Source organism: Thiosocius teredinicola (genome assembly GCF_002009425.1).
Taxonomy (GTDB): domain Bacteria; phylum Pseudomonadota; class Gammaproteobacteria; order Chromatiales; family Chromatiaceae; genus Thiosocius; species Thiosocius teredinicola.
This window is the reverse complement of record NZ_CP019936.1, coordinates 2,957,958-2,980,709: the sequence shown is the minus strand read 5'-3', so window position 1 is coordinate 2,980,709 and position 22,752 is coordinate 2,957,958. Positions and strand designations below refer to the sequence as shown.

The 22,752-nt window shown below is 55.6% G+C and carries 21 protein-coding genes; 4 read left to right on the top strand and 17 right to left on the bottom strand.

The window, feature by feature from the left end:
* Nucleotides 1–116: 116 nt before the first annotated feature.
* The gene (locus B1781_RS14210) at nt 117–848 is read right to left on the bottom strand and encodes a transposase (RefSeq protein ID WP_078122074.1); all 732 of its coding nucleotides are present in this window, start codon (nt 846–848) and stop codon (nt 117–119) included.
* 461 nt (nt 849–1,309) lie between these two features.
* Between B1781_RS14210 and B1781_RS14205 the strand changes: the two genes are divergently transcribed.
* Together B1781_RS14205 and B1781_RS14200 are read left to right on the top strand one after the other, a co-directional pair.
* On the top strand, nt 1,310–1,957 hold the full coding sequence (locus B1781_RS14205; protein ID WP_125932096.1) for a DUF642 domain-containing protein: 648 nt from the start codon (nt 1,310–1,312) through the stop codon (nt 1,955–1,957).
* Nucleotides 1,958–2,285: 328 nt separating this feature from the next.
* Nucleotides 2,286–3,281 carry an alpha/beta hydrolase gene (locus tag B1781_RS14200; RefSeq protein ID WP_078122073.1) on the top strand — a complete coding sequence of 332 codons (996 nt, stop codon included), beginning with the start codon at nt 2,286–2,288 and terminating at the stop codon, nt 3,279–3,281.
* Between the two features lie 777 nt (nt 3,282–4,058).
* Here the strand turns inward: B1781_RS14200 and B1781_RS22980 are convergent.
* The 11 genes from B1781_RS22980 to B1781_RS14155 all read right to left on the bottom strand — a co-directional run bounded on the left by B1781_RS22980 (nt 4,059) and on the right by B1781_RS14155 (nt 13,826).
* Nucleotides 4,059–5,177, bottom strand: coding sequence for a hypothetical protein (locus tag B1781_RS22980; RefSeq protein ID WP_125932095.1), 1,119 nt, complete (start codon nt 5,175–5,177; stop codon nt 4,059–4,061).
* 226 nt (nt 5,178–5,403) lie between these two features.
* The gene (locus B1781_RS14190; RefSeq protein WP_078120284.1) at nt 5,404–5,568 is read right to left on the bottom strand and encodes a DDE-type integrase/transposase/recombinase; all 165 of its coding nucleotides are present in this window, start codon (nt 5,566–5,568) and stop codon (nt 5,404–5,406) included.
* Nucleotides 5,565–5,798: an IS3 family transposase gene (locus tag B1781_RS14185; RefSeq protein WP_164513398.1), complete on the bottom strand. Its 234-nt coding sequence runs from the start codon at nt 5,796–5,798 to the stop codon at nt 5,565–5,567. The genes B1781_RS14190 and B1781_RS14185 overlap by 4 nt, the downstream gene beginning before the upstream one ends.
* Before the next feature lie 116 nt (nt 5,799–5,914).
* A complete protein-coding gene (locus B1781_RS14180) occupies nt 5,915–6,250 on the bottom strand; it encodes a transposase (RefSeq protein WP_078120282.1) in 336 nt (111 codons plus the stop codon).
* Between the two features lie 122 nt (nt 6,251–6,372).
* Nucleotides 6,373–7,017 (bottom strand): hypothetical protein, encoded by a 645-nt coding sequence (locus B1781_RS22975; protein ID WP_125932094.1) that lies wholly within the window; start codon nt 7,015–7,017, stop codon nt 6,373–6,375.
* A gap of 140 nt (nt 7,018–7,157) precedes the next feature.
* A complete protein-coding gene (locus B1781_RS22970; RefSeq protein WP_125932093.1) occupies nt 7,158–8,261 on the bottom strand; it encodes a GTPase domain-containing protein in 1,104 nt (367 codons plus the stop codon).
* Between the two features lie 229 nt (nt 8,262–8,490).
* The gene (locus B1781_RS14175) at nt 8,491–9,069 is read right to left on the bottom strand and encodes a hypothetical protein (RefSeq protein WP_078120281.1); all 579 of its coding nucleotides are present in this window, start codon (nt 9,067–9,069) and stop codon (nt 8,491–8,493) included.
* Between the two features lie 401 nt (nt 9,070–9,470).
* Nucleotides 9,471–10,883 (bottom strand): dihydrolipoyl dehydrogenase, encoded by a 1,413-nt coding sequence (locus B1781_RS14170; RefSeq protein ID WP_078120280.1) that lies wholly within the window; start codon nt 10,881–10,883, stop codon nt 9,471–9,473.
* Nucleotides 10,884–10,979: 96 nt separating this feature from the next.
* Nucleotides 10,980–11,222 (bottom strand): hypothetical protein, encoded by a 243-nt coding sequence (locus tag B1781_RS23205; RefSeq protein WP_078120279.1) that lies wholly within the window; start codon nt 11,220–11,222, stop codon nt 10,980–10,982.
* A 67-nt stretch (nt 11,223–11,289) separates the two neighbouring features.
* Entirely contained in the window at nt 11,290–12,351 is a 1,062-nt protein-coding gene (gene glcE / locus B1781_RS14160) for a glycolate oxidase subunit GlcE (protein ID WP_078120278.1), read from the bottom strand.
* Nucleotides 12,351–13,826, bottom strand: coding sequence for an FAD-linked oxidase C-terminal domain-containing protein (locus B1781_RS14155; protein WP_078120277.1), 1,476 nt, complete (start codon nt 13,824–13,826; stop codon nt 12,351–12,353). Before B1781_RS14155 ends, glcE begins: the two co-directional genes overlap by 1 nt.
* 165 nt (nt 13,827–13,991) lie before the next feature.
* Between B1781_RS14155 and B1781_RS14150 the strand changes: the two genes are divergently transcribed.
* The gene (locus B1781_RS14150) at nt 13,992–14,816 is read left to right on the top strand and encodes a pyruvate, water dikinase regulatory protein (RefSeq protein WP_078120276.1); all 825 of its coding nucleotides are present in this window, start codon (nt 13,992–13,994) and stop codon (nt 14,814–14,816) included.
* Between the two features lie 9 nt (nt 14,817–14,825).
* On the opposite strand, the gene B1781_RS14145 is transcribed toward B1781_RS14150, so the two are convergent.
* From B1781_RS14145 to B1781_RS14130, 4 genes are all read right to left on the bottom strand, one after another.
* Nucleotides 14,826–15,788: a magnesium transporter CorA family protein gene (locus B1781_RS14145; RefSeq protein WP_078120275.1), complete on the bottom strand. Its 963-nt coding sequence runs from the start codon at nt 15,786–15,788 to the stop codon at nt 14,826–14,828.
* Nucleotides 15,785–17,164 carry a mechanosensitive ion channel family protein gene (locus tag B1781_RS14140; protein WP_078120274.1) on the bottom strand — a complete coding sequence of 460 codons (1,380 nt, stop codon included), beginning with the start codon at nt 17,162–17,164 and terminating at the stop codon, nt 15,785–15,787. Before B1781_RS14140 ends, B1781_RS14145 begins: the two co-directional genes overlap by 4 nt.
* A gap of 117 nt (nt 17,165–17,281) precedes the next feature.
* Nucleotides 17,282–18,061, bottom strand: coding sequence for a fumarylacetoacetate hydrolase family protein (locus tag B1781_RS14135; protein ID WP_078120273.1), 780 nt, complete (start codon nt 18,059–18,061; stop codon nt 17,282–17,284).
* A gap of 14 nt (nt 18,062–18,075) precedes the next feature.
* A complete protein-coding gene (locus B1781_RS14130) occupies nt 18,076–19,707 on the bottom strand; it encodes an alpha-D-glucose phosphate-specific phosphoglucomutase (RefSeq protein WP_078120272.1) in 1,632 nt (543 codons plus the stop codon).
* Nucleotides 19,708–19,825: 118 nt separating this feature from the next.
* Between B1781_RS14130 and htpG the strand changes: the two genes are divergently transcribed.
* A complete protein-coding gene (htpG, locus tag B1781_RS14125; RefSeq protein ID WP_078120271.1) occupies nt 19,826–21,733 on the top strand; it encodes a molecular chaperone HtpG in 1,908 nt (635 codons plus the stop codon).
* A 61-nt stretch (nt 21,734–21,794) separates the two neighbouring features.
* Here the strand turns inward: htpG and B1781_RS14120 are convergent, their stop codons facing one another.
* Nucleotides 21,795–22,601, bottom strand: a complete 807-nt coding sequence (locus B1781_RS14120; RefSeq protein WP_078120270.1) for a fumarylacetoacetate hydrolase family protein — start codon at nt 22,599–22,601, stop codon at nt 21,795–21,797.
* Nucleotides 22,602–22,752: the final 151 nt, after the last annotated feature.

The following is a 22,752-nucleotide window of genomic DNA, read 5'->3' as shown; positions in this document are numbered from 1 at the left end:
CCGCTGGTCCTTGCTTAAATCGAGCGCCGCGCTAGCTTGACGGTAGCACATACTTCGTATGTTCTTGGCCGCCCTAGGCGAACAACTCGAGGCGATAGCGGCACTAGGCTTGGACCTCATTTTCTTTCATAGCCATCTGAGTGCACCTGGTTCGGAGCGACAGCCTTATTCCTTGGTCGGCCGGGCCGACCCGGAGTGACTCGTCGATCCAGCGCCGCGGCGACTTGCGCATGAAACATTGGGCTTCCCAACGCGTAGTTGCCGTTCGTTGCGGCACGTATCTCGTCGACGATGCCTGGATCAAGCGGGTGGCGGAAGAGCGCTCGATACGCGCTTTGGCGTTCTGTGTCGTCTGTACCAAGCGCAAAGTAGACTGGGTGGGACGAGATCAGTTCGTATTGTGCGTTTTCAGCGTTGGCTCGATAGCTCGACCATCGATATCCTTTTGGGTGCTCAACGATGCCGGCTCGTACTGGGTTGAGCTCAACATACCGGTAGCAACTCAGTACATAGTCTTCTTCCTGCGTCAGGCACGAGCGATAGCGCCCTTCCCACAAGGTTCCGCTTCGGCTGTAGGTGCGATTGACATATTGCACATAGCGTTGGCCGAGTCGCTTCATCAGATCCCCAGCACTCTCAGAAGCGTGAGGCGTCAGCAATAGATGCACGTGATTGGTCATCAGCGCATAGGCATGAATCGAACATCCCGCCGCAGCTGCGTATTCCCCCAACCAGTGGAGATAGGTTAGGTAGTCCTCATCAGCAAAGAAGCACGCTTGGCGATTATTGCCACGCTGTATGAGGTGCAGAGGAACGCCGGCTAGCGTAATTCGGGGGCGTCTCGGCATGGAAGGTTCCTCAATGAACCGGTCTATTCCGGGGTTGGCCACAAAACCTCAACAGACCCTAATTGTTTGTCAAAGGATGCTTCACCGATGTGGCAAATAACACACCGGTTTGATTCTGTGGCTATGGATGGAGTCGCTTGCATCGAATCATTGCAATGTGGAACAGTAGGATCGACGCGTGAGTACGAGCACGCAGCAGATTAGATCGTTTGTGTCAGGCGCAATACGAGAAAAGGGGTCTGTCCCTATTTTTTCATTTATAAAAAAAAGAAATATCAAGATAATAAAATTGCCTACAATTATACACGTAAATTATTTCGCTTTTCAGGAAACTTAAGCTATACATACGGGTAGTTGATCGATATTGAATGTCGGCCAGCGTTCAGTTACGAAAAGCAATCACGGAAGATTTGCGCATCCGTTGTTGCGATCCTAAGAACCAATAAAAACACGGGGGCGATGTGAAATCTATCCCATTGATTTGTACACCCATTCTTCTGATGACGCTGGCCGTTTCGGCACGGGCGAATCTCATCACCAATGGAAGTTTCGACCAGGACGGTGCTTTTGTCCCTGATATCAACCAAACGCACAGCATGGCAGTCGGATCGACGTTGATGCCGGGTTGGACTGTTGTGCAAGACTCCATAGCCTGGATTGTCTCCACAAACCCATGGAATTTGACCGCCAGCGATGGCGACTATTTCCTGGATTTGACTGACTACCAAAATGGCGCACCGTTCGGTGGGGTCATGCAAAGTGTATCCACTATCACCGGTGCCGCTTATCGCTTGGACTTCGATCTTGGGAGTTCGTCGCAATGGGGTTTGCCCGCTGCATTGACAGCTTCAGTCGACGGAAATTCACAGGTATATCAATCGACATCAGCGGGAGTCGATCAGTGGCAGAGCTATTCCCTTTCGTTCGTCGCCCAAGATGCGCTTACCGACATAGCGTTTATTGGGAGCGCCGGCTTCAACTACATAGGGTTGGATAACGTTCAATTGACTGAGGTTTCGCCGTCGGGCGTGCCGGTGCCTGGTGGATTATTGCTAATGGCGGCGGGGATGGTGGTTTTCAGGGCAAAACGAATGTTTGAAGCGGCATGACTTCTGACCCTTTTTCAAGGACCGCGTAGGGAGTGCCTGATATTTACGGCAGGGGGGGGCGTGTTGTTGGACAGCTAGCTGTTGGTATCGATGGACCGACGACGACGTCCGGTTATCTAGTAGCGAAAATCATGGATTGCCCCCGATTCTTGGAAATCTACGAGATTAGAAGAGACTTGAGGCGGCGTGCTTTTCGATTGCGACCAGTAGTACGAATGTACGCTGACGCAATTTCAACAAATAGTTCTCATTCAGAGCACTTTATTCGAAAATGGTCTCGCAAAAAAATTGGAGTCTTGGGAAGACAAGAATACTGGGGAGAATAGTAATGCTGTTTGTCACAAATCGTTTCCCGACGCAAAGTATTCGCACTAAGATCGGTAGAAATTTCGACTTCGATCTCAATGACAATGCCGCAAGTAATTCGGTGTTTTTCTGTGAGCGAAAGAGTAAGGGTGAGTACATCGAAATCGGTAGCGTAGGATTTTTAGGCAGGTTGAAGAAGAGCGGATACCGGCAGATCTTAATATATGTCCATGGCTTCTCCAATTTGCCAGAGGCAGTGTTTGAAGATGCGGCGGAGTTCCAAGCGCTGTGCAACAAAGCACGCAGCAATGAAGTGCTGGTCATACCTGTTGTTTGGCCTTGCGACAACGATTTTGGAATCGTAAAGGATTACTGGGACGACCAGAAGTCTGCCGATCAGAGCGCGTATTCCTTTGCTCGAGTGCTTGAGAAGTTCTTGGCATGGCGTAGCTCCGAAGAATTTAATCCGGTCGACGACCCTTGTCTGAAGCGGATTAATGTCTTAGCGCATTCTATGGGCAATCGTGTCTTGCGAGGTACCCTGGCGGCCTGGAACAAGTACGATCTGGCAAACGGTGTTCCCTTGATTTTTCGCAACACTTTTATGGTCGCGGCAGACGTTGTCAACGAGACTCTAGAGGAAGGCCAGCTCGGTGAGTTGATCAGTCATGCTTCGCGCAACGTGGTCGTGTATCACGCATCCGATGACTTAGCTTTGAGGGCCAGCAAGGTTTCCAACTTGAAGAACAAGATTGCTTCTAGGCGATTGGGCCACACTGGTCCTGAAAATATGGATAATACATCGCGAAACGTATACAAGGTCGATTGCGACGACGTAAACACCCTTTACGATCCTCTTAAGGGGCATTCGTACTTTAGATCGAGTCGGCGTAAAGGTTCGGCTGGTAAGGTGTTCGATCACATTTTCGAGTGCCTAGTGTCTGGTCGGGTATTTCCCGAGAATGAGCATCAGCGATCTACCGTGATCAAACACAACAAGCGTGCTCGGCGGTCTTGATGAACGTGTTTTTTGATCTAGATCGAAGTCTAACTGGCAACTCAACTATTTCACGGCAATCAAAGAAGATGTATCGTTTTTTGCGTACCTTTTAGGAAGAAGGTGGGGTCGAGGCAACAAGCGCATTGGCAACAAATACCTGGCCTGGGCGGTTATGGAGGCGGCGCACTATGCTGCGATCTGGAGCCTGGAGATCAAACGGTTCTACCCGAAACGCCAAGCCAAGCGACACATCCTGGTAGCCAAGAAGACTGTCGCGAATAAACTGGCCAAGGCGTGCTATCACATGCTCACAAGTCAGGTGCCGTTCGACGTCAAGCGAGCGTTTGGCTGAGTTGCCGTGGCGACAGGCCGTCAAGGGGATGGTGCAAAGCCCGGGTGCTCTGATTGCCGTCGCCACGGCACACCTTGTTGTGTAGGTTGACTGAAGCGCCTTATGCATAAGCCCTATTGAGGTTGGCGTCGCAAGACAGCCCTGGTTCTGTACCAATGAACTGGCCATGCATGGGTACTGCGTGTTTTTCTAGCGCGGCGGTGCCGCGTGGGGCCGGCAGCCGTATCGCCAAGCCTAGATCCCGATGGGTGACTGGTGCGTTTCACCAAGAAACAGCACAACCGAATGAAAACACAGGCGCGTTGCCAGTGATCTACTGATGAATCGAGGGCGAGGAGTCGTCAGAGATACTCTCGTCCTCTTGACCGGAGGCGGCCAATGGGTGACCGTCGGATTTCTCCTTGTTCCAAAGACGCAGAGTGAATTTAACTGCTATACCGTTACTAAACACGAAATACGTCACTTGGTCTCTCAAACGGAAGAGGCTTAGTTATGATAGGGATTTTTACGGATACTAACTGAGCGGTATTTAGAGTGATCAGCAATAGAACTGGTATTGTGTATGTGGATAAGGCTGCTCTAAGCACATAGAATATTTTGAACCATCGAACTATAGAATCGCCACGGCTATCTATTCCAAAGTTCATGTTTCGCTCAGCTTGATCGATAAATATGTAGTACCAAGCTAGAGCAAATATTGCATTTAAAGTACTAGTTAACTGCCAAAGATAGATTTCATTTGGTGTTAGGTAGGTGTTAACAATTATGCCTAGAGCGGGGTTGCTAAACTCAGATAAAGTAGGAACAAAAATAACTTTATAAGCCATAGCGAGAATTGTTAGGAATGATGCTGCCCGAATCAATCCCCAGGTATTTGATGACTTTTCTAACGCTATAAGTCTATCCGCAGATACTGAATATCTCGATTCGTTCAAGGCAAACAGAAGTGGCATCCATATCAGTGCGGTAGCTTTTAGTGAAAACCTGTATGAAAATGCCATCATAAGTCCGATCCAAGCAACAATACCAGAGCTCAAAAAAGACATTCCAATGATTAGAAAAACAACTAAAATCCCAAATACTACTTTTTCAATAAAAGGAGAAAGAACAAATTCGTCCATGAAACCGATATACAAAAAGAATAAAAAAATAAATCCAAAGGAAACCACTGCTCCAGCTGCATGAGGTAGATTTAGTTTCTCAATGTTTTGCAGCACAGTCCCCGTTCCAGGAACGAACTCGAGTTTCCCGAAAACACTTCTGGACCAAACTGTATTCTTCCAGTTTTTTGGAAATGACCATAAGCCATTTTTTACATGTCTTAAGGATGCAACCACTCTAATACCGATAGAAATCATGGGCAAAAAAAGAACAAATGTTAATCGAAATATCAGGGGTAACCTAACCACATAATTGAAGCAAGACTCAAACCATGTAGCTCCTAGAGAAAGAGATTGTTCTGAACGCAATAGTACTAACGGAGCAATACAACAACTAATTGCGAACCATCTAAATGTATCAAAAGAAATAGTGATAAACAAAGAAACCACGATAATAATCATTGTTTCTATCGATGCATAGTAAGAGCATGTTTCTGAGTCTTTAGCCTCGATTTTACTAACGTGCCTCCTCAATTGTTTAAGTAGGTACTTAAATAATTTTGTTAATGCGACAATTATTATTATGCCAACAAAAAAACTGAATATCATATCCATCGTAGGCACCAGAGAGTATTGCGTTCGAGTGAGCCACAGGCAGAATGTTGCCCCACCAAAGTAGAAACCGGTTTCACGCTGCACACCTCAGTTCGAAGGCGGCCGGTGCACAATATCCCAGCGCCCAACCGAGCACCCGCCGACTGTACTGATCCATAACGACCGCCAGGTACAACCAGCGACTGCCCAATTTGAGGAAGGTGATGTCGCCCACCCAGAGTTGGTCCGGCCCGGTCACGTCGCGATTTCCCGCGCCCGATTCGGGATCTCGCTATAGCGCGCATCAAGCCCCGGGCTGGCATAGTAAAGGTCCGCAGAGCGGCCGCGGATCCCTTCGATCTGCATCAGCCGTGCGACGCGCTTCCTGCCGACGCGGTAGCCACGCGCTGCCAGACCCGCCTTGACCCGCGGGCTGCCATAGATCCGCCGGCTCCGCCGGTGGATGTCGTTGATGTGCTCCAGCAGCAATGCATCCTCCCTGTCGCGTGCGCTCGGCTCACGCCGGCGCCATTTGTAGTAACCCGCACGACTCACGCCATAGAAACGGCACGTCATCGCAACCGGATACCCGTGCAGGTTCTGCTCTATGAATTCGAAGACTTCGAATCGCGACTTGAACAGAACCGGATGGCCTTTTTTAGCAGCTCATGCTCCGTCTTAAGGAGCTTATGTTCCTTCTCGATCTGCTTGAGCCGCTTCAGCTCCGCCTCGACTTCCTGATCCACATCGGGCAACCGCTTCTTGGTCACTATGCGTCCCTCCCGGGCTTCCTTCCGCCATCGTGACAGCATGAAAGCGTGGATGTCCAACGCTTCGGCAACATCCTTGATCCGTACGTCCGGCAGCGCACTGAGCTGCACCGCCGCTGCCTTGAATTCCTCGCTGTACTGCTGCGTCCGCTTCGGTCCGGTTTTCGGCATCTCTCACCCCCACATCGTTAGATCGAGGTGTCTACATTTTCGGGGCAAGATTCTGATCCGTGTGGATGCAATTGTTATGTTCTGTTTAAACACTACATTAAATATTAATTTGAACTAAGTATTTACCTGATCCATACAATTATTAAAGTAGGTTTCTCTTCTTCTTTCACATTTGCCCCAGCTCCTAACTCAGGAACAACTGTTTTGTTAGTCTGTCTTGAAACTTCCCTAGCAACGATGTCGGCCTTTTCTTTTGCTATATCTGCATAATAAAAAACAGTCGTTCTTGTTGTATTTGACCAGCTGTTTATATCTCCTTGCCGGAAACCTAAATCACTAAATAGTGATTTTTTTAAGCCATCTATTGTGTCTGCACACGAAATGTTCCAATAACAATATACTGACACCCTAAATGCACTGTTGGAGAGGCGTTTTATATCTTCTCTGCTTTCCTCTAATTCCCCATCTATTTTTTTTGCCTTTGGTAGTGCCGGGTTCCTTGAAAGAGCTTTTCTAAGCTCTTGGCTTAGGTCGTCTACACGAGTTTGAAGTCTATAGATTTCCTGCCTATAGGATGCAAGCTGTTCTGCACTAGCATTTTGATATTTGTCATTCTCTGTTATTTTTAAGTTGAGTGTTTCGCGTTCCTTTAGTATGTCCTCCATTTTTAACCTGAGATCCTCAATGGTTTGATCTGACTCAGCAACTCTATTATTGATGTTAGTCAGAACAATGTATGTTGCACTTCCAAATATAAGAACTATCATAATAAAAACCAAAGTCCATTTCGACCACCAATTTGGACTACTAGACGCATTGTTCTTCTGTGGCCGAGAAACACTCGAATAACTAGATTCGCTGTAGCTAAAATCTTCGTCTCGCCTTCTTCTTGGGTCTCGATTCATTTTTACTGATACCTTTTTCCATCTTCAATACAAATATCATGGATAATTTCGAGCAAGCTCCGATCTTCGTTATTACCTTCTGAGTATCCTACTACTCCCAATCCATTTTGGGCTGAACCTGCAATGACATGCACTCGTTTGCCTCTAATATCTTTTAGTTTTTCGATTAAAAGAGAATAGGCTTCTTCTGCATTTTTCTTACTTTTTTCTGTAACTGATTGTAATTTGTCTATTTTATTTATAAATAGAACAATATCCTTGGTACCAATCGATCTGCTCATTGCTAGTTGAATTACCACGTCATTGTAGATACTTAATTGATAATCTATACGATCTTGGTCGAAAGTTTTAAAACGATTTCCATTCTGTTCTGTAGTCTTAGGGAACAGATCTACGACAATAACGGGAAAAGCTGAAGGTATGCTTTTTAGTCTACTGTTGATCGACTCATCCTTTAACGCACGTATGAAATTCTGCCCAACATAATCATCAATATACAATCGGAATAGTCTTCGTTTTTTTGAATTGTCGTTTTCAACAGTAACTTCTTGAACCAATGAATATGTAGATATGTCATCTGTTGCAATATCTGGTGCGGCTTCCGGAGCGCCCGATAGTGCGCGGATAAGTGTGGTTTTACCGCTACCACCTTCGCCAATGAGGACAATATTTAGAGCACGTGAATCGTAGGATTCGTACTCTTCGAATAATGGGTAGGCTAACCGTGAAATGGCAATTTTGGCCGATTCAGCTAATCGATGCATACGAACTTTCAGCGATGCAAGTGCTGCTAAGAGGACGGCTATAATTGCTGCGATCAGTTCATCTTTATACGGCTTTAAACTGTCAACAATAATACTATTTATGCTTTTGGGCTCTTCGATTTCATCGCAATGAGTTTTTATTTGGTTAATGATGTCAAGATTATCTGATTGAACACCAGCGCATATTTCAGGAAAGGCTCCTTTAGGACATGTGGTTTTTTCAAGCACTTTTCCACACAATTCTTTAGATTTCAGTTCGTCTATTTCGTTCTGAATGACTGCATTTGAACCCGAACAATAAACCAAGAAGAGAACAAGTCCCACAATATTTAAGTGTTTCATTCCATTTCCCCGGTTAATCGAATTAATTCGTTTAAATAATACAAAGTAGATTTAAGCAAGATTCTGCGATGGTGGGACCAATTGAGATCTTGCCTGCTGAACATAACGCCAAGGTAAGCGGCGTTCAGCATGGAGCGGCTGATCGGGCAACAATGGCGAAGCCATGCGCGAGCAGGCGCGGAGTGCTGAACGTCCGAGTGAGCCGCAGGCGAACGGCTTGACCGCCTTGTTAGGCTTTACTCTTGAGCACATTGGGGTATTGCCGGATTGCGCCTTCCATTACGCTTAGCACGTATTCACCTATAGCGACAATATGCTGTTTATGCATATCCTCATCAATGAGCTTCACCGATTTCGCAAAGAGCAATGTTTCGTTATATTTTGGATCCGAATGCGCTGATTTTTTATCCGCAACTGACCGAATCAGTTTCTCTATAGTGACATCTTTACTAAATAGTGGCTGATCAAGCCAATCTCTTATTGCAAGCGGTTCCGCACGTTGATCAAATAAACTGGTAATTTTGCAGCCCCCTTTTCCATCGAAATGCATAGCTGATGGGATATGCAAAATAATATTCTCTCGTAAGTGTGCAGGCATCTTATTCAACGACCCCCTTACTGGATGCAGCCTCAGATCATGAAACATTCGCGTAAGAAGAGTGCTTTTTCCATCACACGTGAGCTTTCTTAATTCGCTGGCGATAACCCTGTAGAGTTCGCGAGTGCCCCCGTGAAACATCTCGATATTCGCCTTAAGAACATCACGTGCCGCCATAAAATCATGAATATCTTTTTTCGACACCATCATCGGGTTCTCTTAGCCTAACAGCGAGATAGACAGACTCTACGCCCAATGAAACAGACAGACTCTTTGTTCGGTCTAATAGACAGAGTCTGTATATCACATCGAGTAAATTTGGAGCTTTCGGCCGTAAGTGGGGGCGGGCGCAGATGTTCCATATCTGTTGTATTTCTTCCTGAGCTGCAGAATGCAGATGTTCTACGCCTAATAATCGTCGGCAAATGCAGAATGTTCAAGCAACATAGCGTGGGGGCGTCTACTTGCTTCGGGGGTAATTGGGAGGTAGTTGCGATTAGCGAGTGTGAGCGATGGGCGGGGAAGGTCTGAATGCCGAGCATCAAGGGGATCTATCCCGGGTAGGGACGTGAAAGTTGGCAGGGCCAGAACAGCCCTGCCGAAATGCTAAATCAAAGTGCAACCAGTTCGGTAATCGCCCCCTCATTCTTCGCATCCACCTTGCTATACAAATCGTACAGCGCAGCCTGCAGGGCTTCTTCGATTACCGGGTGATAGAACGGCATTTGTAGTAACTGTCCAACGGTCAGTCCCTGCTGGATGCTCCAGGCAAGCAGGTGGCCGAGGTTTTCCGCCTTGATGCAGACCATCTCGGCGCCGAGCATCTTGCCGGTGGCCTTCTCGGCGTACACGCGGATGATGCCTTTGTTCTTTGCCATGATCAGTGCGCGGCCAACCGGGGCCATTTGGACCTGGCCGACGGCGGTGGTTTCTTGGTCGAGGTCGGCGTAGCGCATACCAACCTGCACGATGTTCGGATCACAGAAGGTGATGTTGAGCGGGGTCTTGCGCTGGTAGGCGGTGACGTTGTCGCTGACGGCGTTTTGACCGGCGATGCGGCCTTCGTCGCCGGCTTCGTGTAGCAGCGGGCGTTCACCGGTCACGTCGCCTGCGACGAATACGGGCAGGTCGCCGACTTGCATGGTGTTGGGGTTATATACAGGTATGCCGCGTTCGTTGACCGGTGCGCCGATGATGTCGAGGCCGAGTTTGTCGACGTTGGGTGTGCGGCCGATGCTGGCGAACACGCGGTCGACTTCGATGCTGTTGTCGCCGGCGGATACTTTTAGTTTGCCGTCGGCGCCTTCGCTGATCTGCGCGCCTTCGCCGAGCCACATCGGAAACTCTTTGCCGATGATGTCGATGGCCGCTTCGGATACGGCCGGGTCAGAGAGGCCGCCGATCTCAGTCTTGGCGTCGATGCCGACCACGCGGCAGCCGAGTCGGTTTAGCGATTGGCCGATCTCCAGGCCGATCACGCCGAGGCCGATGACGGCGATCGATTCGGGCAGGTCTTCGAGCTCGAAGAACTCGTCGGTGGTGATGATGCGGTCGCGGAACGGTTCCCACGCTGAGGGAACAATCGGGCGTGAGCCGGTCGCGATGATGACCTTGTCGGCGACGATGCGCTGACCGTTGTCGATCTCAAGCACACCGGGTTCGACGAAGCGCGCAAAGCCGTCGATGAACATGCCTTCGGGCATCTTGTCGGTACTGTTCGACACGACGCGCTCGACGAACATGTCGCGCAGATCCTGCACGTATTCCATCGCTTCGGTCACATCGAGACGCAGGCTCTCGTCGCCTTCGAGACCGAAGCGCTTGAATACGCCGCGACGGTGGAAGTCTTCAGCCACCTGGATGACGGCCTTCGACGGCATGCAGCCGACGCGCGCACAGGTCGTGCCCACTTCGCCGCCGTTGATCAGCACCACCGACTTGCCCGACGGCCGCACCTTGCCCATTGCATACAGGCCGGCACTGCCGGAACCGATGATGGCGACATCTACCTGACGTTCGTCCACGGGAATACCTCTTGAATCAGAATTTAGAGAGATATTCTAACTGCTCGTGCCGCGATCTTTTACTGCGGGCGAGCGGGGTAGGGTGCTAAAGAGGGACTAGTAGCGATACTGCATCTGGCGTGAGGCCTTGATCGGCCGCCACATCGGCTGTGGCGCCGTTCGTTGCGTGGTGACCTTGCGGCGCTGCGGCACCTGGGCCTGGTACGGCATGATCGACGGCAGACGATAGGCCGGATGAGGATATTGGCCGTAATAGGCCATATTCACCGGTCGATGGTTGTTGCCCGAAAACATCTTTAGGCACAGGAAGGCATTGGCGCTCGATGACAGACCGAGCAACAGGGCTGCGGTCAGCCACAGTCCTGGTCGACGAACACTGAATCGACGGAAACCAGATCGACCTAAATTAGATAGACGGGTACTGGCGCCCCGGGTTGAGGATGCCGTGCGGATCGAATGTCTGCTTGAGCCCGCTGTGCAGCCGTTGCTTGACCGGATCGAGCGGGTGGAACACCGGAGTTTTGTCGTCGCCATGTCGAAACAGTATGGCATGTCCTCCGACTTTTGCGACCTCGGCGCGGATCTCGTCGGCCGGCGTATCGGTGATTACCCAGCGTTGCGCACCGGCCCAGTCGGTCAGCACTCGCTTTTCGCATTTCAGGCGTGGCGAGGCAGGTGCCAGCGACAGGCGCCACAAGGGCTCGTCGCTATTGAAGAAACCGAGCTTGTGGTCGCGCAGTTCGTACCAGAAGCCGCTGCCGCCACCGGCATCGCCGCCGATCTGTTTTTCCCAGGCTGCGACGCTGGCGGCGTTGCCCGACAGGCGCAGGTACAGACGGTCTTCGAAATGGCAGGCGCCAGACAGCGGCGCAGGTTGGCGCGACAGTTCGCGCATCATGTGCAGTGCACGGTCGCGCGGCATGCTCAGAACCAGGCTGCGTTCGACCTTGGGTGCCGGCAGCACCTTGATCGACACGTCGAGCAATACACCGAGCGTGCCGAGTGCGCCGGCCATCAGGCGCGACACATCGTAACCGGCGACGTTCTTCATGACCTCGCCACCGAAGCGCATGATGCGCCCCTGACCGTCGAGCAGGTTCACGCCGAGCAACAGGTCGCGTGGTGCGCCACCCCACGGACGACGTGGGCCACCCAGGCCACTGGCGACTGCACCGCCGATGGTCGCCTTGCCGCCAAACTTGGGCGGCTCGAACGCGAGCATCTGGCCCTGTTCGGAGAGTGTCTGCTCGATCTCGTCGACCGGCGTGCCGGCGCGCGCAGTGAGCACCAGTTCGGTCGGTTCGTAGCGCACGATGCCGGTGTGCTCGCTGAGGTCGAGCGTTTCACCGTCGACCGCGTGACCATAGAACGCTTTGCTGCCTGAGCCGACGATGTTCAGCGGCTGCTTTTTCTCTGCGGCGACGCGAACCTGTTCGGCGAGCGCCTCGGCGATATCGTTGGCGCTCATCAGAATCGCTCCAGGTGCGGAAAGCGCAGGTCGCCCTTGTGCACGTGCATTGCGCCGAACTCGGCGCAGCGGTTTAGCGTCGGGATCGCCTTGCCCGGGTTGAGCAGGGTATGCGGATCGAATACCGCCTTCACGTCATGAAACAGCTGCAGTTCTTCCGGCGGAAACTGCGCGCACATCTGGTTGATCTTCTCCATGCCGACACCGTGCTCGCCGGTGATCGTGCCGCCAACCTCGACGCACAGCTCCAGGATCTTGCCGCCGACCTCTTCGGCCAGCTCGAGCTCGCCTGGGTTGTTCGCGTCGTACAGGATCAACGGGTGCAGGTTGCCGTCACCGGCATGGAACACGTTGGCCACGCGTAGGCCGGACTCGGCCGAGTAATCGGCGATCTCGCGCAGCACGCGCGGCAGGTGTTTGCGCGGGATGGTGCCGTCCATGCAGTAGTAGTCGGGTGAGATACGGCCGACCGCGGGGAAGGCGGCTTTGCGTCCGGCCCAAAAGCGTGCGCGCTCGTTGTCGTCGTTGGCCGTGCGCACCTCGGTCGCGCCCGAATCGAGCAGACGCTGGCGCACGCGCGCGATGTCTTCAGAAACCTCTTCGTTGCCGCCGTCGACCTCGCACAGCAGTACGGCCGCTGCATCGATTGGGTAACCGGCATGCACGAAGTCCTCGGCGGCGCGCAGCGAGGGGTTATCCATCATCTCGAGGCCGGCCGGCAGGATGCCCGCGGCGATGATGTCGGCGACCGCCTGGCCGGCAGTTTCGACATTGTCGAACGCGGCCAATGCGACCTGCGCACGCTGCGGTATCGGCAGCAGCTTCACGGTGACTTCGACGACCACGCCAAGCATGCCTTCCGAGCCTGTCGCCAACGCCAGCAGATCGTAACCTGGACCATCCAGGCCGCTGCCGCCGAGCGTGACGCGTTCGCCTTCGATCGTGATCAGCTCGACGGACAAAAGATTGTTGACCGTCAGGCCGTACTTCAAACAATGCACGCCGCCGGCGTTCTCGGCGACGTTGCCGCCGATCGAGCAGGCGATCTGTGACGACGGGTCGGGTGCGTAGTACAGGCCATGTGGTTTGGCCGCTTCGCTGATCGCCAGGTTGCGCACGCCGGGCTGTACGCGGGCGCAGGCATTGTTCGGGTCGATCTCGATGATGCGGTTCAGGCGCGCGAGGCTGAGCAGCACGCCGTCTTCATGTGGCAGGGCGCCGCCCGACAGGCCGGTACCGGCACCGCGTGCAACGACGATGGTCTGTTCTTCGTTGCACACACGCAGCACCGATTGCACCTCTTCGATGCTGCCCGGCAGTACCACCAGCAGGGGCACGACGCGGTAGGCGGCGAGGCCGTCGCATTCATAAGGTTTGAGTTCTTCATCGGAACTCAGCACAAAGTTCGGGTCGACCAGTTGACGCAAGCGTCTGGCCAGCGACTCACGGCGCTGCTGTCGGTTGGTTTCGCTCATAGCCACATTGTTGCAAAAAAGCGCCGACTTGGGGCAATGATAATTTCAGGGTAAAGGGGTGCAATGCGCCGCGATTCAATGCTTTCGCGCGGGGCATCGGCGACAGCCTTTGCTAAGATTCGGCTTTGCCCGCCGTTGTCGGGCGGTGAATAACAAGAGTCCGGTATGGCTAATCCGTCGCGCACGCTGTTCATAATCTCTGACCGCACCGGTATCACGCTCGAAAACCTGGTCCGTACCCTGTTGTCGCAATTCGATGACCAGTGCTGCGACCGCATGGTGTTGCCGTTTCTCGACACCCCGGCAAAGATCGACGCCGCGGTGCGCGAAATCGATGCGGCGGCACGCGACGACGAAGCGCCGCCCGTGGTGTTCTCCAGCATCGTCGACGAGGGGATGCGCGCGCAGTTGCGCAAGGCCAATGCGCAGGTGTTCGATATCTTCGATACCTACCTGCCGCAACTGTCGGCGGCGATCGGCATCCCCTCCAGCGGGCATGTCGGACGCAGCCACGGCATGGGCGATATCGGCGCCTACGATCGCCGGGTCGAGGCGGTCAACTTCGCGCTTAACTTCGACGACGGCTCACGTTTCAAAGGTCTCGACAAGGCCGACTTGATCCTGATTGGTGTGTCGCGTTGCGGTAAGACGCCCACCTGCCTTTACCTCGCCATGCAATATGCGGTACTGGCGGCCAACTTTCCGCTGACCGAAGACGACTTCATGCTCGGCGGCTTTCCCGAGCCGCTGCGCGCGCACCGCGATCGCCTGTTCGGCCTGACGATCTCACCCGACCGTTTGCATCGCATCCGCGAAGAACGCCGCCCGGGGTCGGACTATGCCAGCCTGCCGCGCTGCCGCCAGGAGGTGTCGGCGGCCGAGAACCTGTTCCGCAGCCATGCGATCCCGTTCATCGACAGTACGACCGTATCGATCGAGGAACTGGCGATCGAGATCATGCAACGCGTCGGGGTCGAGCGGCATTACTGAGGGTTGTCGCTACAGCCAGCGTACCTTGCGGAACCACGCCAGCAGCAGCACCGCGATGGTCACCATCGTGCCCAGCAGAACGAAATAGCCGTGCTGTGATTTCAGCTCGGGGATGTTTTCGAAGTTCATGCCGTAGATGCCGACCAGCAGGGTCAGCGGTACGAAGATCACGGTGACGATCGTCAGCACCTTCATGATCTGGTTCAGGCGGTGGCCATTGAGGCTGATGTAGGCCTCGATCAGGTCGCTGATCACGCTTTGATACAGATCGGCGAGGCTGTGAAAACGCTCCATCAACGCATGGATATCGTCGAACTCGACGTGCCAGTCTTCGGTTGGTTCGCCGTCGAGATGATCGCGCAACGAGAGAAAGGCGTCGGTGTGGTAGGTGAGTATGCGGCGCATTTTGCGCAGTGCCGTATTGTAGCCGACCAGTTCCTGCATCAGCCTGTCGGTGCGTGCCTGAAACAGGGTGTCTTCGATCGTATCCAGTCGTTGTTCGAGGTCGAGCAGGATCTTGCCGTAACGATTGGTCACGCGTCGCGCGATTGCCGCCATCAGCTTCATCGGCGAGGTATTGGCGCAACCGTCGGTGCGCAGCTTGTTGTGCAGGCGGCTCAGGTAGCGCGAAGGTTTGCTGTGGCGCGTAACCAGCAGGCGCGGAGCGGCGAACACTGCAAGCTGCAGGGTGTCGAACTCCAGGTTCTCCGATTCGGCCGTCAGCGGTTTGAGCAACAGGTACAGGTAGTCGGAATACGGCGCGAAGCCCGGCGGATGACGCGGTCGCTGTGCTTCTTTGACCGCCAACTCGTCGAAATGCAGCTCGTCGACCAGCAGGCCGTGTTCGACCTCTTTGGGTTCGTCGTGCAAATCAATCCATAGCCAGGCTGTGTCGTCGGTGCGCCATGCGTCGATGAGTTCGCGACCACCTTCGACGGCTTCACCTTTGCGGCACAGCGTTGTCTGCATCATGCCGTTTTCCCCTCGGGGTTCGGCGCTCGCAGTGCGTCTGCCAGCGCCTGCAGCTCGTTTTCACCGAGCACCGAACGCACATGCAGGTCACGCTGCGGGAACGGAATCTCGATGCCGTGCTCGTGAAAGCGATCCCATACCTCGAGCATCACATCGCTGATCACGTTGGCGCGACCCTGGGGCGGGTCGTTGATCCAGATGCGTAGCTCCAAGTCGACCGAGCTGTCACCGAAGCCCTTGAGTTGGCAACGCGGCTCGGGTTGCAGCTGCACCCTCGGCACCATCGATGCGGCCTCGACGCACAGCTTGATCGCCAGGCGCGGGTCGGAGTTATACGAAATGCCGATCGGGATGCGCAGGCGCACCAGGTCGTCACTGTACGACCAGTTCTCCACACGCTGGGTGATCAGGTCTTCGTTCGGAATCAGGTGCTCGGTGCCGTCGCGCGTGATCACCGAGGTGTAACGCAGGCCGAGGTGATTGATCCAGCCGAAGGTGTTGTCGATGGCGATGACGTCGCCCGGCTTGATCGACTTGTCCATCAGCAGGATCACGCCGCTGACCAGGTTCGAGAAGATCTTCTGCAGACCGAAACCGAGACCGACACCGAGTGCACCGCTGAACACCGCAAGCGCGGTGAAGTCGATGCCGACCGCCGACAAGCCGATCAGGATGGCGGCTGTGACCAGTGCGATACGCGTCAGCTTCGAGCCGAGCACCCGCATCGACGGCGCAATCTCCTGCGAGCGTTCCAGCCGGCGCTCGACCAGCGTCGCCAGGCCATTGGCCAACCACAGCGCAAGCCACAAGGACAGCGCTGCCTTGATGACGGTGAGCGGCGATACGCGCAGTTCGCCGAGCGAAAACGCCCACGAGTCGAGCAGTTTGGCGACCGGATCGAGCATGCCGAAGATATTCAGCGCGGCGATGGTCCAGGCGGTTATCGCGATGAAACGGGCGAGGGCCGCATTGGAGACCAGCATGGTCACCAGGCGGATCAACAGCCAGGCGGTCAGTAGGCTGGCGATGATGATCATTGCGCGGTTCGGCCAACCCAGGCGGGTCACGATCTCGATGGCGATCCATTGCAGGGCCAACCAGGCAATCGGGTTGGCGACTTCGCGAATCGCCATCAAGGGCCGGCGGAAGCTCGGCACACGCGTGCAGCGTTCGGCCCAGGTGTTCAGATAGCGCTTGAGCAGCGGCGTGAGCAGCCAGCGCGCGATGACGAACACGCCGGCGATAACGGCAAACTGCAGCCAGAAGAGTGGGTCCTGCACGAGGACCAGGAAACGTTCCGAAAAGGTCTTGGCGACGGTCTCTATCTTTCCGACATCGACGACGTCTTTGACCACCTCGTTGACTACATCGCTCATGCAAGCCGTCCGTTATTGCAACTTGACGGATAGGATCACCGCGACACGAGGAATACAACTGTTTTGTCGTCGAAGCCTACCCGTGTAGGTATATGGCATTTGCTGCCTTGTCCGGATTCAACCAATCATCAATTGGTTGCTCAACCGCCCGATATCGTCGATCTCGATGACGATGGTCTGGCCGTCTGCCATATCGGCTGCGCCGACCGAGGTACCGCAGGCAATCACGTCGCCTGGGTAGAGCGTGATCTCGCGCGCGATGTGCCAGACGATATCCTGCGGCGAATAGATCATGTCGCTGACCGGGTAGTCCTGCTTCGGCTCGCCGTCGAGCACGCCGCGCACCCGCAGGCCGGCCGGGTCGATACCTTCGGCGATCATTGGGCCGATCGGTCCGAAGCCGGGCAGGCTTTTCGAGCGGCACCATTGTGGGAACTCGGAGTTGGCGAACAGGATGTCGGGCGCAGTCACGTCATTGACGCAGGTATAGCCGAAGATCACGTCATCGATCTTGTCGCGCGGTGGCTGAAAACAGGTCTTGCCGATCACGATGCCCAGTTCCGCCTCGAACTTGACCCTGCCCGAAAAGCCCGGCGGTCGCCTGATCTCTTGCTCGTGCGCCGACAAAGAGTCGACCAGCTTGACGAAGTACAGCGGAAAATCCGGTATCTGCGTCTTCTCGAGTTGCTGGCGTTCGTGAAAGTTGTTCCACAGGCCGAGAAACTGCTGCGGCACGACGGGCGCCAGCCATTTGGCATCGGCGATGTCGACGCGACGATCAACCGGTTTCGGTGCGTCGAACAGCGAGCCTTCGTGCAGCAGTATCGTGTCGCCGTCGAGCCGGCCGAGCCAGGGGGCACCGTCGACTTCGACACGGCACCAATGTCTAACGCTCATATTCTTGAATGACCTCAGGTAATGACGTCCGGCTTCTTGCGACCGGTGATGGACGAAATCCCGGCAAGGTTGTTCGCGGTTGTGATCAGGCCGGCGAGCGCGACCTGCGGGTCGAGCGACTGCTGACTTGGATCGGGCTCGTAGGCCTCGAGGTACACGCGCAGGGTGGCGCCGACCGTGCCGGTGCCTGACAAGCGGAACACGATGCGTGAGCCGCTGGAGAAGCCGATGCGGACACCCTGTTTCTGGCTGATCGAGCCGTCGATAGGGTCAGTGTAGGCGAAGTCGTCGGCGTAGCTCACTTCGAGACCGTCGAGCAGCGTTCCCGGAAGCTCCGGCAGGCGTGCGCGCAGACCGGCCATCAGTTCGTCGGCGGCCTTGCTCTTCACACCTTCGTAGTCGTGGCGCGAATAGTAGTTGCGACCGTACTGCTGCCAGTGCGCGGTCACGATCTCGGCGACCGATTGCTTGCGGATCGCCAGCACGTTGAGCCATGCGAGTACTGCCCACAGGCCGTCTTTCTCGCGAACGTGATCCGACCCGGTACCGAAGCTTTCTTCGCCGCAAAAGGTGATGCGGCCGGCATCGAGCAGGTTGCCGAAAAACTTCCAGCCGGTCGGTGTTTCGAAGCACTCGATGTTGAAGGCGGTGGCTACGCGATCGACTGCCTGGCTGGTCGGCATCGAGCGCGCCACGCCGGCAATGCCGTTGCGGTGCGCCGGGATGCAGGTGGCATTGGCCGCAAGCACCGCGAGGCTGTCGCTCGGGGTAACGAAGAAGTCGCGACCGAGGATCATGTTGCGGTCGCCGTCGCCATCAGACGCAGCGGCGAAATCCACGCCCTCGGGCCCACGGGTCATCTCGACCAGCTCGGCGGCGTGCACCAGGTTCGGATCGGGATGGTGACCGCCGAAGTCTTCGAGCGGTTCGCCGTTGATCACCGTGCCCTTGGGCGCGCCGAGCATCTGTTCGAGGATGCGCTTGGCGTACGGTCCGGTAATCGCGTGCATGGCATCGAAGCGCATCCGGAAGCTGCCCTTGAGCAGGGCGCTGATCGCGCCGAAATCAAAGATCGAAACCATCAGCTCGGCGTAATCGGTGACCGGATCGATGACCTGCACCGGCATCTTGTTCAAGGTGTACTCGCCGATCTTGTCGAGGTTGACGTCGGCCGCGTCGCACAAACGGTAGCTGCCGACCTCGAGGGTGCGCGCGTAGATCTCTTCGGTGACTTTTTCGGGCGCAGGGCCGCCATTGGCGGTGTTGAACTTGATGCCGAAGTCACCGTCCGGGCCACCGGGGTTGTGACTGGCCGACAGAATCAGTCCGCCTGCCGCCTTGTACTTGCGGATCACGCACGATGCCGCCGGGGTCGACAACAGGCCGCCCTGGCCGACGATCACCCGGCCGATGCCATTGGCCGACGCCATTTTCAGAATCACCTGGATGGCGTCGCGGTTGAAAAACCGGCCGTCGCCGCCGAGTACCAGCGTGTTGCCGGCCAGTTCGGTTTGCGTGTCGAAAACCGATTGTACGAAGTTTTTCAGATAGTTACCGTGCCGAAACACCTCGACGCGCTTGCGCAGCCCGGAGGTTCCCGGGCGCTGGTCGGTGTACGGTGCGGTGGAGTATGTGGTACTTGGCATGGGATTCTGCGTTGCGAAAGATTGGGGGGGATTTTAACCACAGCGCACCCTTGAAATCCCGCTTTGCTGACCCCATTTGTCGCGCCATCGCGAAAAACCTCTGGAGGACCGCCCCACAATGACCGCGACTGCGCAGAAGGAAACCCTGGATTTTCAGGCCGAAGTCAGCCAGGTGCTGAACCTGGTGATCCGCTCACTCTATTCCAACAAAGAGATCTTTCTGCGGGAGCTGATCTCGAATGCCTCCGACGCGGCTGAGAAGCTGCGTTTCGAATCGCTCAGCAATGACGCCCTCTATGAAGGCGACGCGACGCTGCGCATCCGTGTGGCGGTCGATCAGGAAGCCGGCACGATCACGATCGAGGACAACGGCATCGGCATGAGCCGCCAGGAGGTCAACGAGACCATCGGCACGATCGCCAGCTCGGGCACCAAGAAATTCCTCGAGAACCTGTCGGGTGACAAGGCCAAGGACAGCCAACTCATCGGCCAGTTCGGTGTCGGCTTTTATTCCGCCTTCATCGTCGCCGACAAGGTCACCCTGACCACCCGTCGCGCCGGCATGCAGGCCGACGAGGGTGTGCGTTGGGAGTCGAGCGGCGAGGGCAGCTACACGGTCGAGAACGTCGAGCGCGCAGCGCGCGGTACCGAGATCGTGCTGCACATCCGCGAAGAAGACAAAGAATTCCTCGATGGCTGGCGCCTGCGCAGCATCATCAACAAATTTTCCGACCACATCGCAATCCCGGTCGAGATGCTCGGCGAGGTGCCGGAGCCTAAAGAGGGCGAAGAGCCCGCCAAGCCCGAGTGGGAGCAGGTCAACCGCGGCACGGCGCTGTGGATGCGCAACAAGTCGGACGTCACCGACGAGGAGTACCACGAGTTCTACAAGAACACCTGCCACGATTTCGAAGACCCACTGACCTGGGCGCACAACCGCGTCGAGGGCACCAATGAGTATTCGTCGCTGCTGTTCGTGCCGTCGCGTGCGCCGTTCGACATGTGGGACCGCGAACAGAAGCACGGCGTGAAGCTGTATGTGCGTCGCGTGTTCATCATGGACGAGGCCGACAAGCTGATGCCGCACTACCTGCGCTTCGTCAAAGGTGTCGTCGACTCCGATGATCTGCCGCTGAACGTGTCGCGCGAGATCCTGCAGCACGACAAGAAGATCGACAGCATCCGCTCGGCCAACGTCAAGCGTGTGCTCGGTCTGCTGGAGAAGCTGGCCAAAGGCGACGCCGAGAAGTACCAGACGTTCTGGCGCGAGTTCGGCAAGGTGCTGAAGGAAGGTCCGGCCGAAGACTTCGGCAACCGCGAAAAGATCGCCGGCCTGCTGCGCTTCACCACGACCAAGTCGGAGGGTGACGCGCAGGACGTCTCGCTCGATCAGTACATCGAGCGCATGGCAGAGAAGCAGGAGAAGATCTTCTACATCACTGCCGACACCCTGTCGGCCGCGCGCAACAGCCCGCATCTCGAGGTCTTCAAGAAGAAGGGCATCGAGGTATTGCTGCTGACCGACCGCGTCGATGAATGGCTGGTCTCGCACCTGACCGATTTCAAGGACAAGCACCTGCAGTCGGTCGCCAAGGGTGAACTCGATCTGGGTGAGCTCGAAGACAAGGAAGACAAGGAAAAGGTCGAGAAGGCGACCGAAGAGCACAAGCACCTGATCGAGCGCGTCAAAACGGCCCTGGGCGACACCGTCAAAGAGGTGCGCGTGTCGAGCCGCCTGACCGAATCACCGGCCTGCCTGGTAGTCGATCACTACGACATGAGCCAGAACCTGGCGCGCGTACTCAAGCAGCTCGGCCAGGATGCACCGATGCCGACGCCGATCATCGAGATCAACCTCGAACACCCGTTGCTCGACCGTATGGACAAGGAGACCGACGAAGACAAATTCGCCGAGCTGGCCAAGGTCGTGTTCGACCAGGCACTGCTGGCTGAAGGTGGTCAGTTGGAAGACCCGGCCGGTTTCGTCCACCGCCTGAACCGGCTGATGCTCGATATGTCGGCCTGATCCTCATCGATCGGCTGATGCAGAAACCGGCGCTGTGGCGCCGGTTTTTTTGTGTCTGCGCTCAGGCGTTCTTTACCGGATTGCTCAGCGTACCGATGCCGTCGATCGAGACCTCGATGCGGTCGCCGTCGGCCAGGTAGACCGGCGGTTTACGCGCGAAGCCGACGCCTTCCGGTGTGCCGGTCAAAATCGCCGTGCCCGGGATCAGCGTGGTGTCGCGGCTCAGAAAGGCGATCAACTCCGCTACCGAGAAGATCATGTCGCCGGTGTTGCTCGATTGCATCGTCTCGCCGTTGAGGACCGAGCGGATCGGCAGCGTCTGTGGGTCGGGTATCTCGTCGGCGGTGACCAGCACCGGGCCGAGCGGGCAGAAGGTATCGAAGCTCTTACCGCGCACCCACTGACCGCCGCCGGCGTGTTTCTGCCAGCGGCGCGCAGATACATCGTTGGCGCAGGTATAGCCGAGCACATAGTCGAGCGCGCGATCGACCGGCACGTTGCGCGCGGTCTTGCCGATGATCACGGCAAGCTCCGCTTCGTAGTCCACTTCCGGGCCGTGTTCGCAGGCTGCCGGCAGCAGGATCGGTTGATCGGGATCGGCTACGGCCGTGCTCGGTTTCATAAAGACCACGGGATGCTCCGGCAGCTTGGCACCGGTCTCTGCGGCGTGCGCACGATAGTTCAGGCCGATGCAGTAGATGTCGGTCGGGCGCACCGGCGCCAGCCAGCGCGTCACCTCGACCTCGTCGTCGCCGGGGCGCAGGCCGTCAAAAAGATTGTCGCCATGGCAGGCGAGGGCGCGGCCATTGTCGAGGGGCTGTACCCAGCGGGTGTTGCCTGCACTGTCGATACAACGGGCCAGTTTCACGCGATTCTCCTTCTGCTTGTTGTGTCGGCGACATGTCTGAATGGCTGATGTCTATCAAATGCGATCGAGCATGCGCCGCTGTGGCCCGGCAGTGTAAGTGATATCTTTGTTACACATGCATCTGGAGCTTCTTCGGGCAAGTCGTAGCAGC

Bases quoted from the DNA above. Each gene is read 5' to 3' on its own strand.
- B1781_RS14135 (WP_078120273.1), bottom strand. From the start codon at position 18,061: ATGAGCGTTAGACATTGGTGCCGTGTCGAAGTCGACGGTGCCCCCTGG.
- B1781_RS14180 (WP_078120282.1), bottom strand. From the start codon at position 6,250: ATGCCGAAAACCGGACCGAAGCGGACGCAGCAGTACAGCGAGGAATTC.
- B1781_RS14200 (WP_078122073.1), top strand. From the start codon at position 2,286: ATGCTGTTTGTCACAAATCGTTTCCCGACGCAAAGTATTCGCACTAAG.
- B1781_RS14145 (WP_078120275.1), bottom strand. From the start codon at position 15,788: ATGATGCAGACAACGCTGTGCCGCAAAGGTGAAGCCGTCGAAGGTGGT.
- B1781_RS14140 (WP_078120274.1), bottom strand. From the start codon at position 17,164: ATGAGCGATGTAGTCAACGAGGTGGTCAAAGACGTCGTCGATGTCGGA.
- B1781_RS14210 (WP_078122074.1), bottom strand. From the start codon at position 848: ATGCCGAGACGCCCCCGAATTACGCTAGCCGGCGTTCCTCTGCACCTC.
- htpG (WP_078120271.1), top strand. From the start codon at position 19,826: ATGACCGCGACTGCGCAGAAGGAAACCCTGGATTTTCAGGCCGAAGTC.
- B1781_RS14175 (WP_078120281.1), bottom strand. From the start codon at position 9,069: ATGATGGTGTCGAAAAAAGATATTCATGATTTTATGGCGGCACGTGAT.
- B1781_RS22975 (WP_125932094.1), bottom strand. From the start codon at position 7,017: ATGATAGTTCTTATATTTGGAAGTGCAACATACATTGTTCTGACTAAC.
- glcE (WP_078120278.1), bottom strand. From the start codon at position 12,351: ATGAGCGCCAACGATATCGCCGAGGCGCTCGCCGAACAGGTTCGCGTC.
- B1781_RS14150 (WP_078120276.1), top strand. From the start codon at position 13,992: ATGGCTAATCCGTCGCGCACGCTGTTCATAATCTCTGACCGCACCGGT.
- B1781_RS14130 (WP_078120272.1), bottom strand. From the start codon at position 19,707: ATGCCAAGTACCACATACTCCACCGCACCGTACACCGACCAGCGCCCG.
- B1781_RS14155 (WP_078120277.1), bottom strand. From the start codon at position 13,826: ATGAGCGAAACCAACCGACAGCAGCGCCGTGAGTCGCTGGCCAGACGC.
- B1781_RS22970 (WP_125932093.1), bottom strand. From the start codon at position 8,261: ATGAAACACTTAAATATTGTGGGACTTGTTCTCTTCTTGGTTTATTGT.
- B1781_RS22980 (WP_125932095.1), bottom strand. From the start codon at position 5,177: ATGATTATTATCGTGGTTTCTTTGTTTATCACTATTTCTTTTGATACA.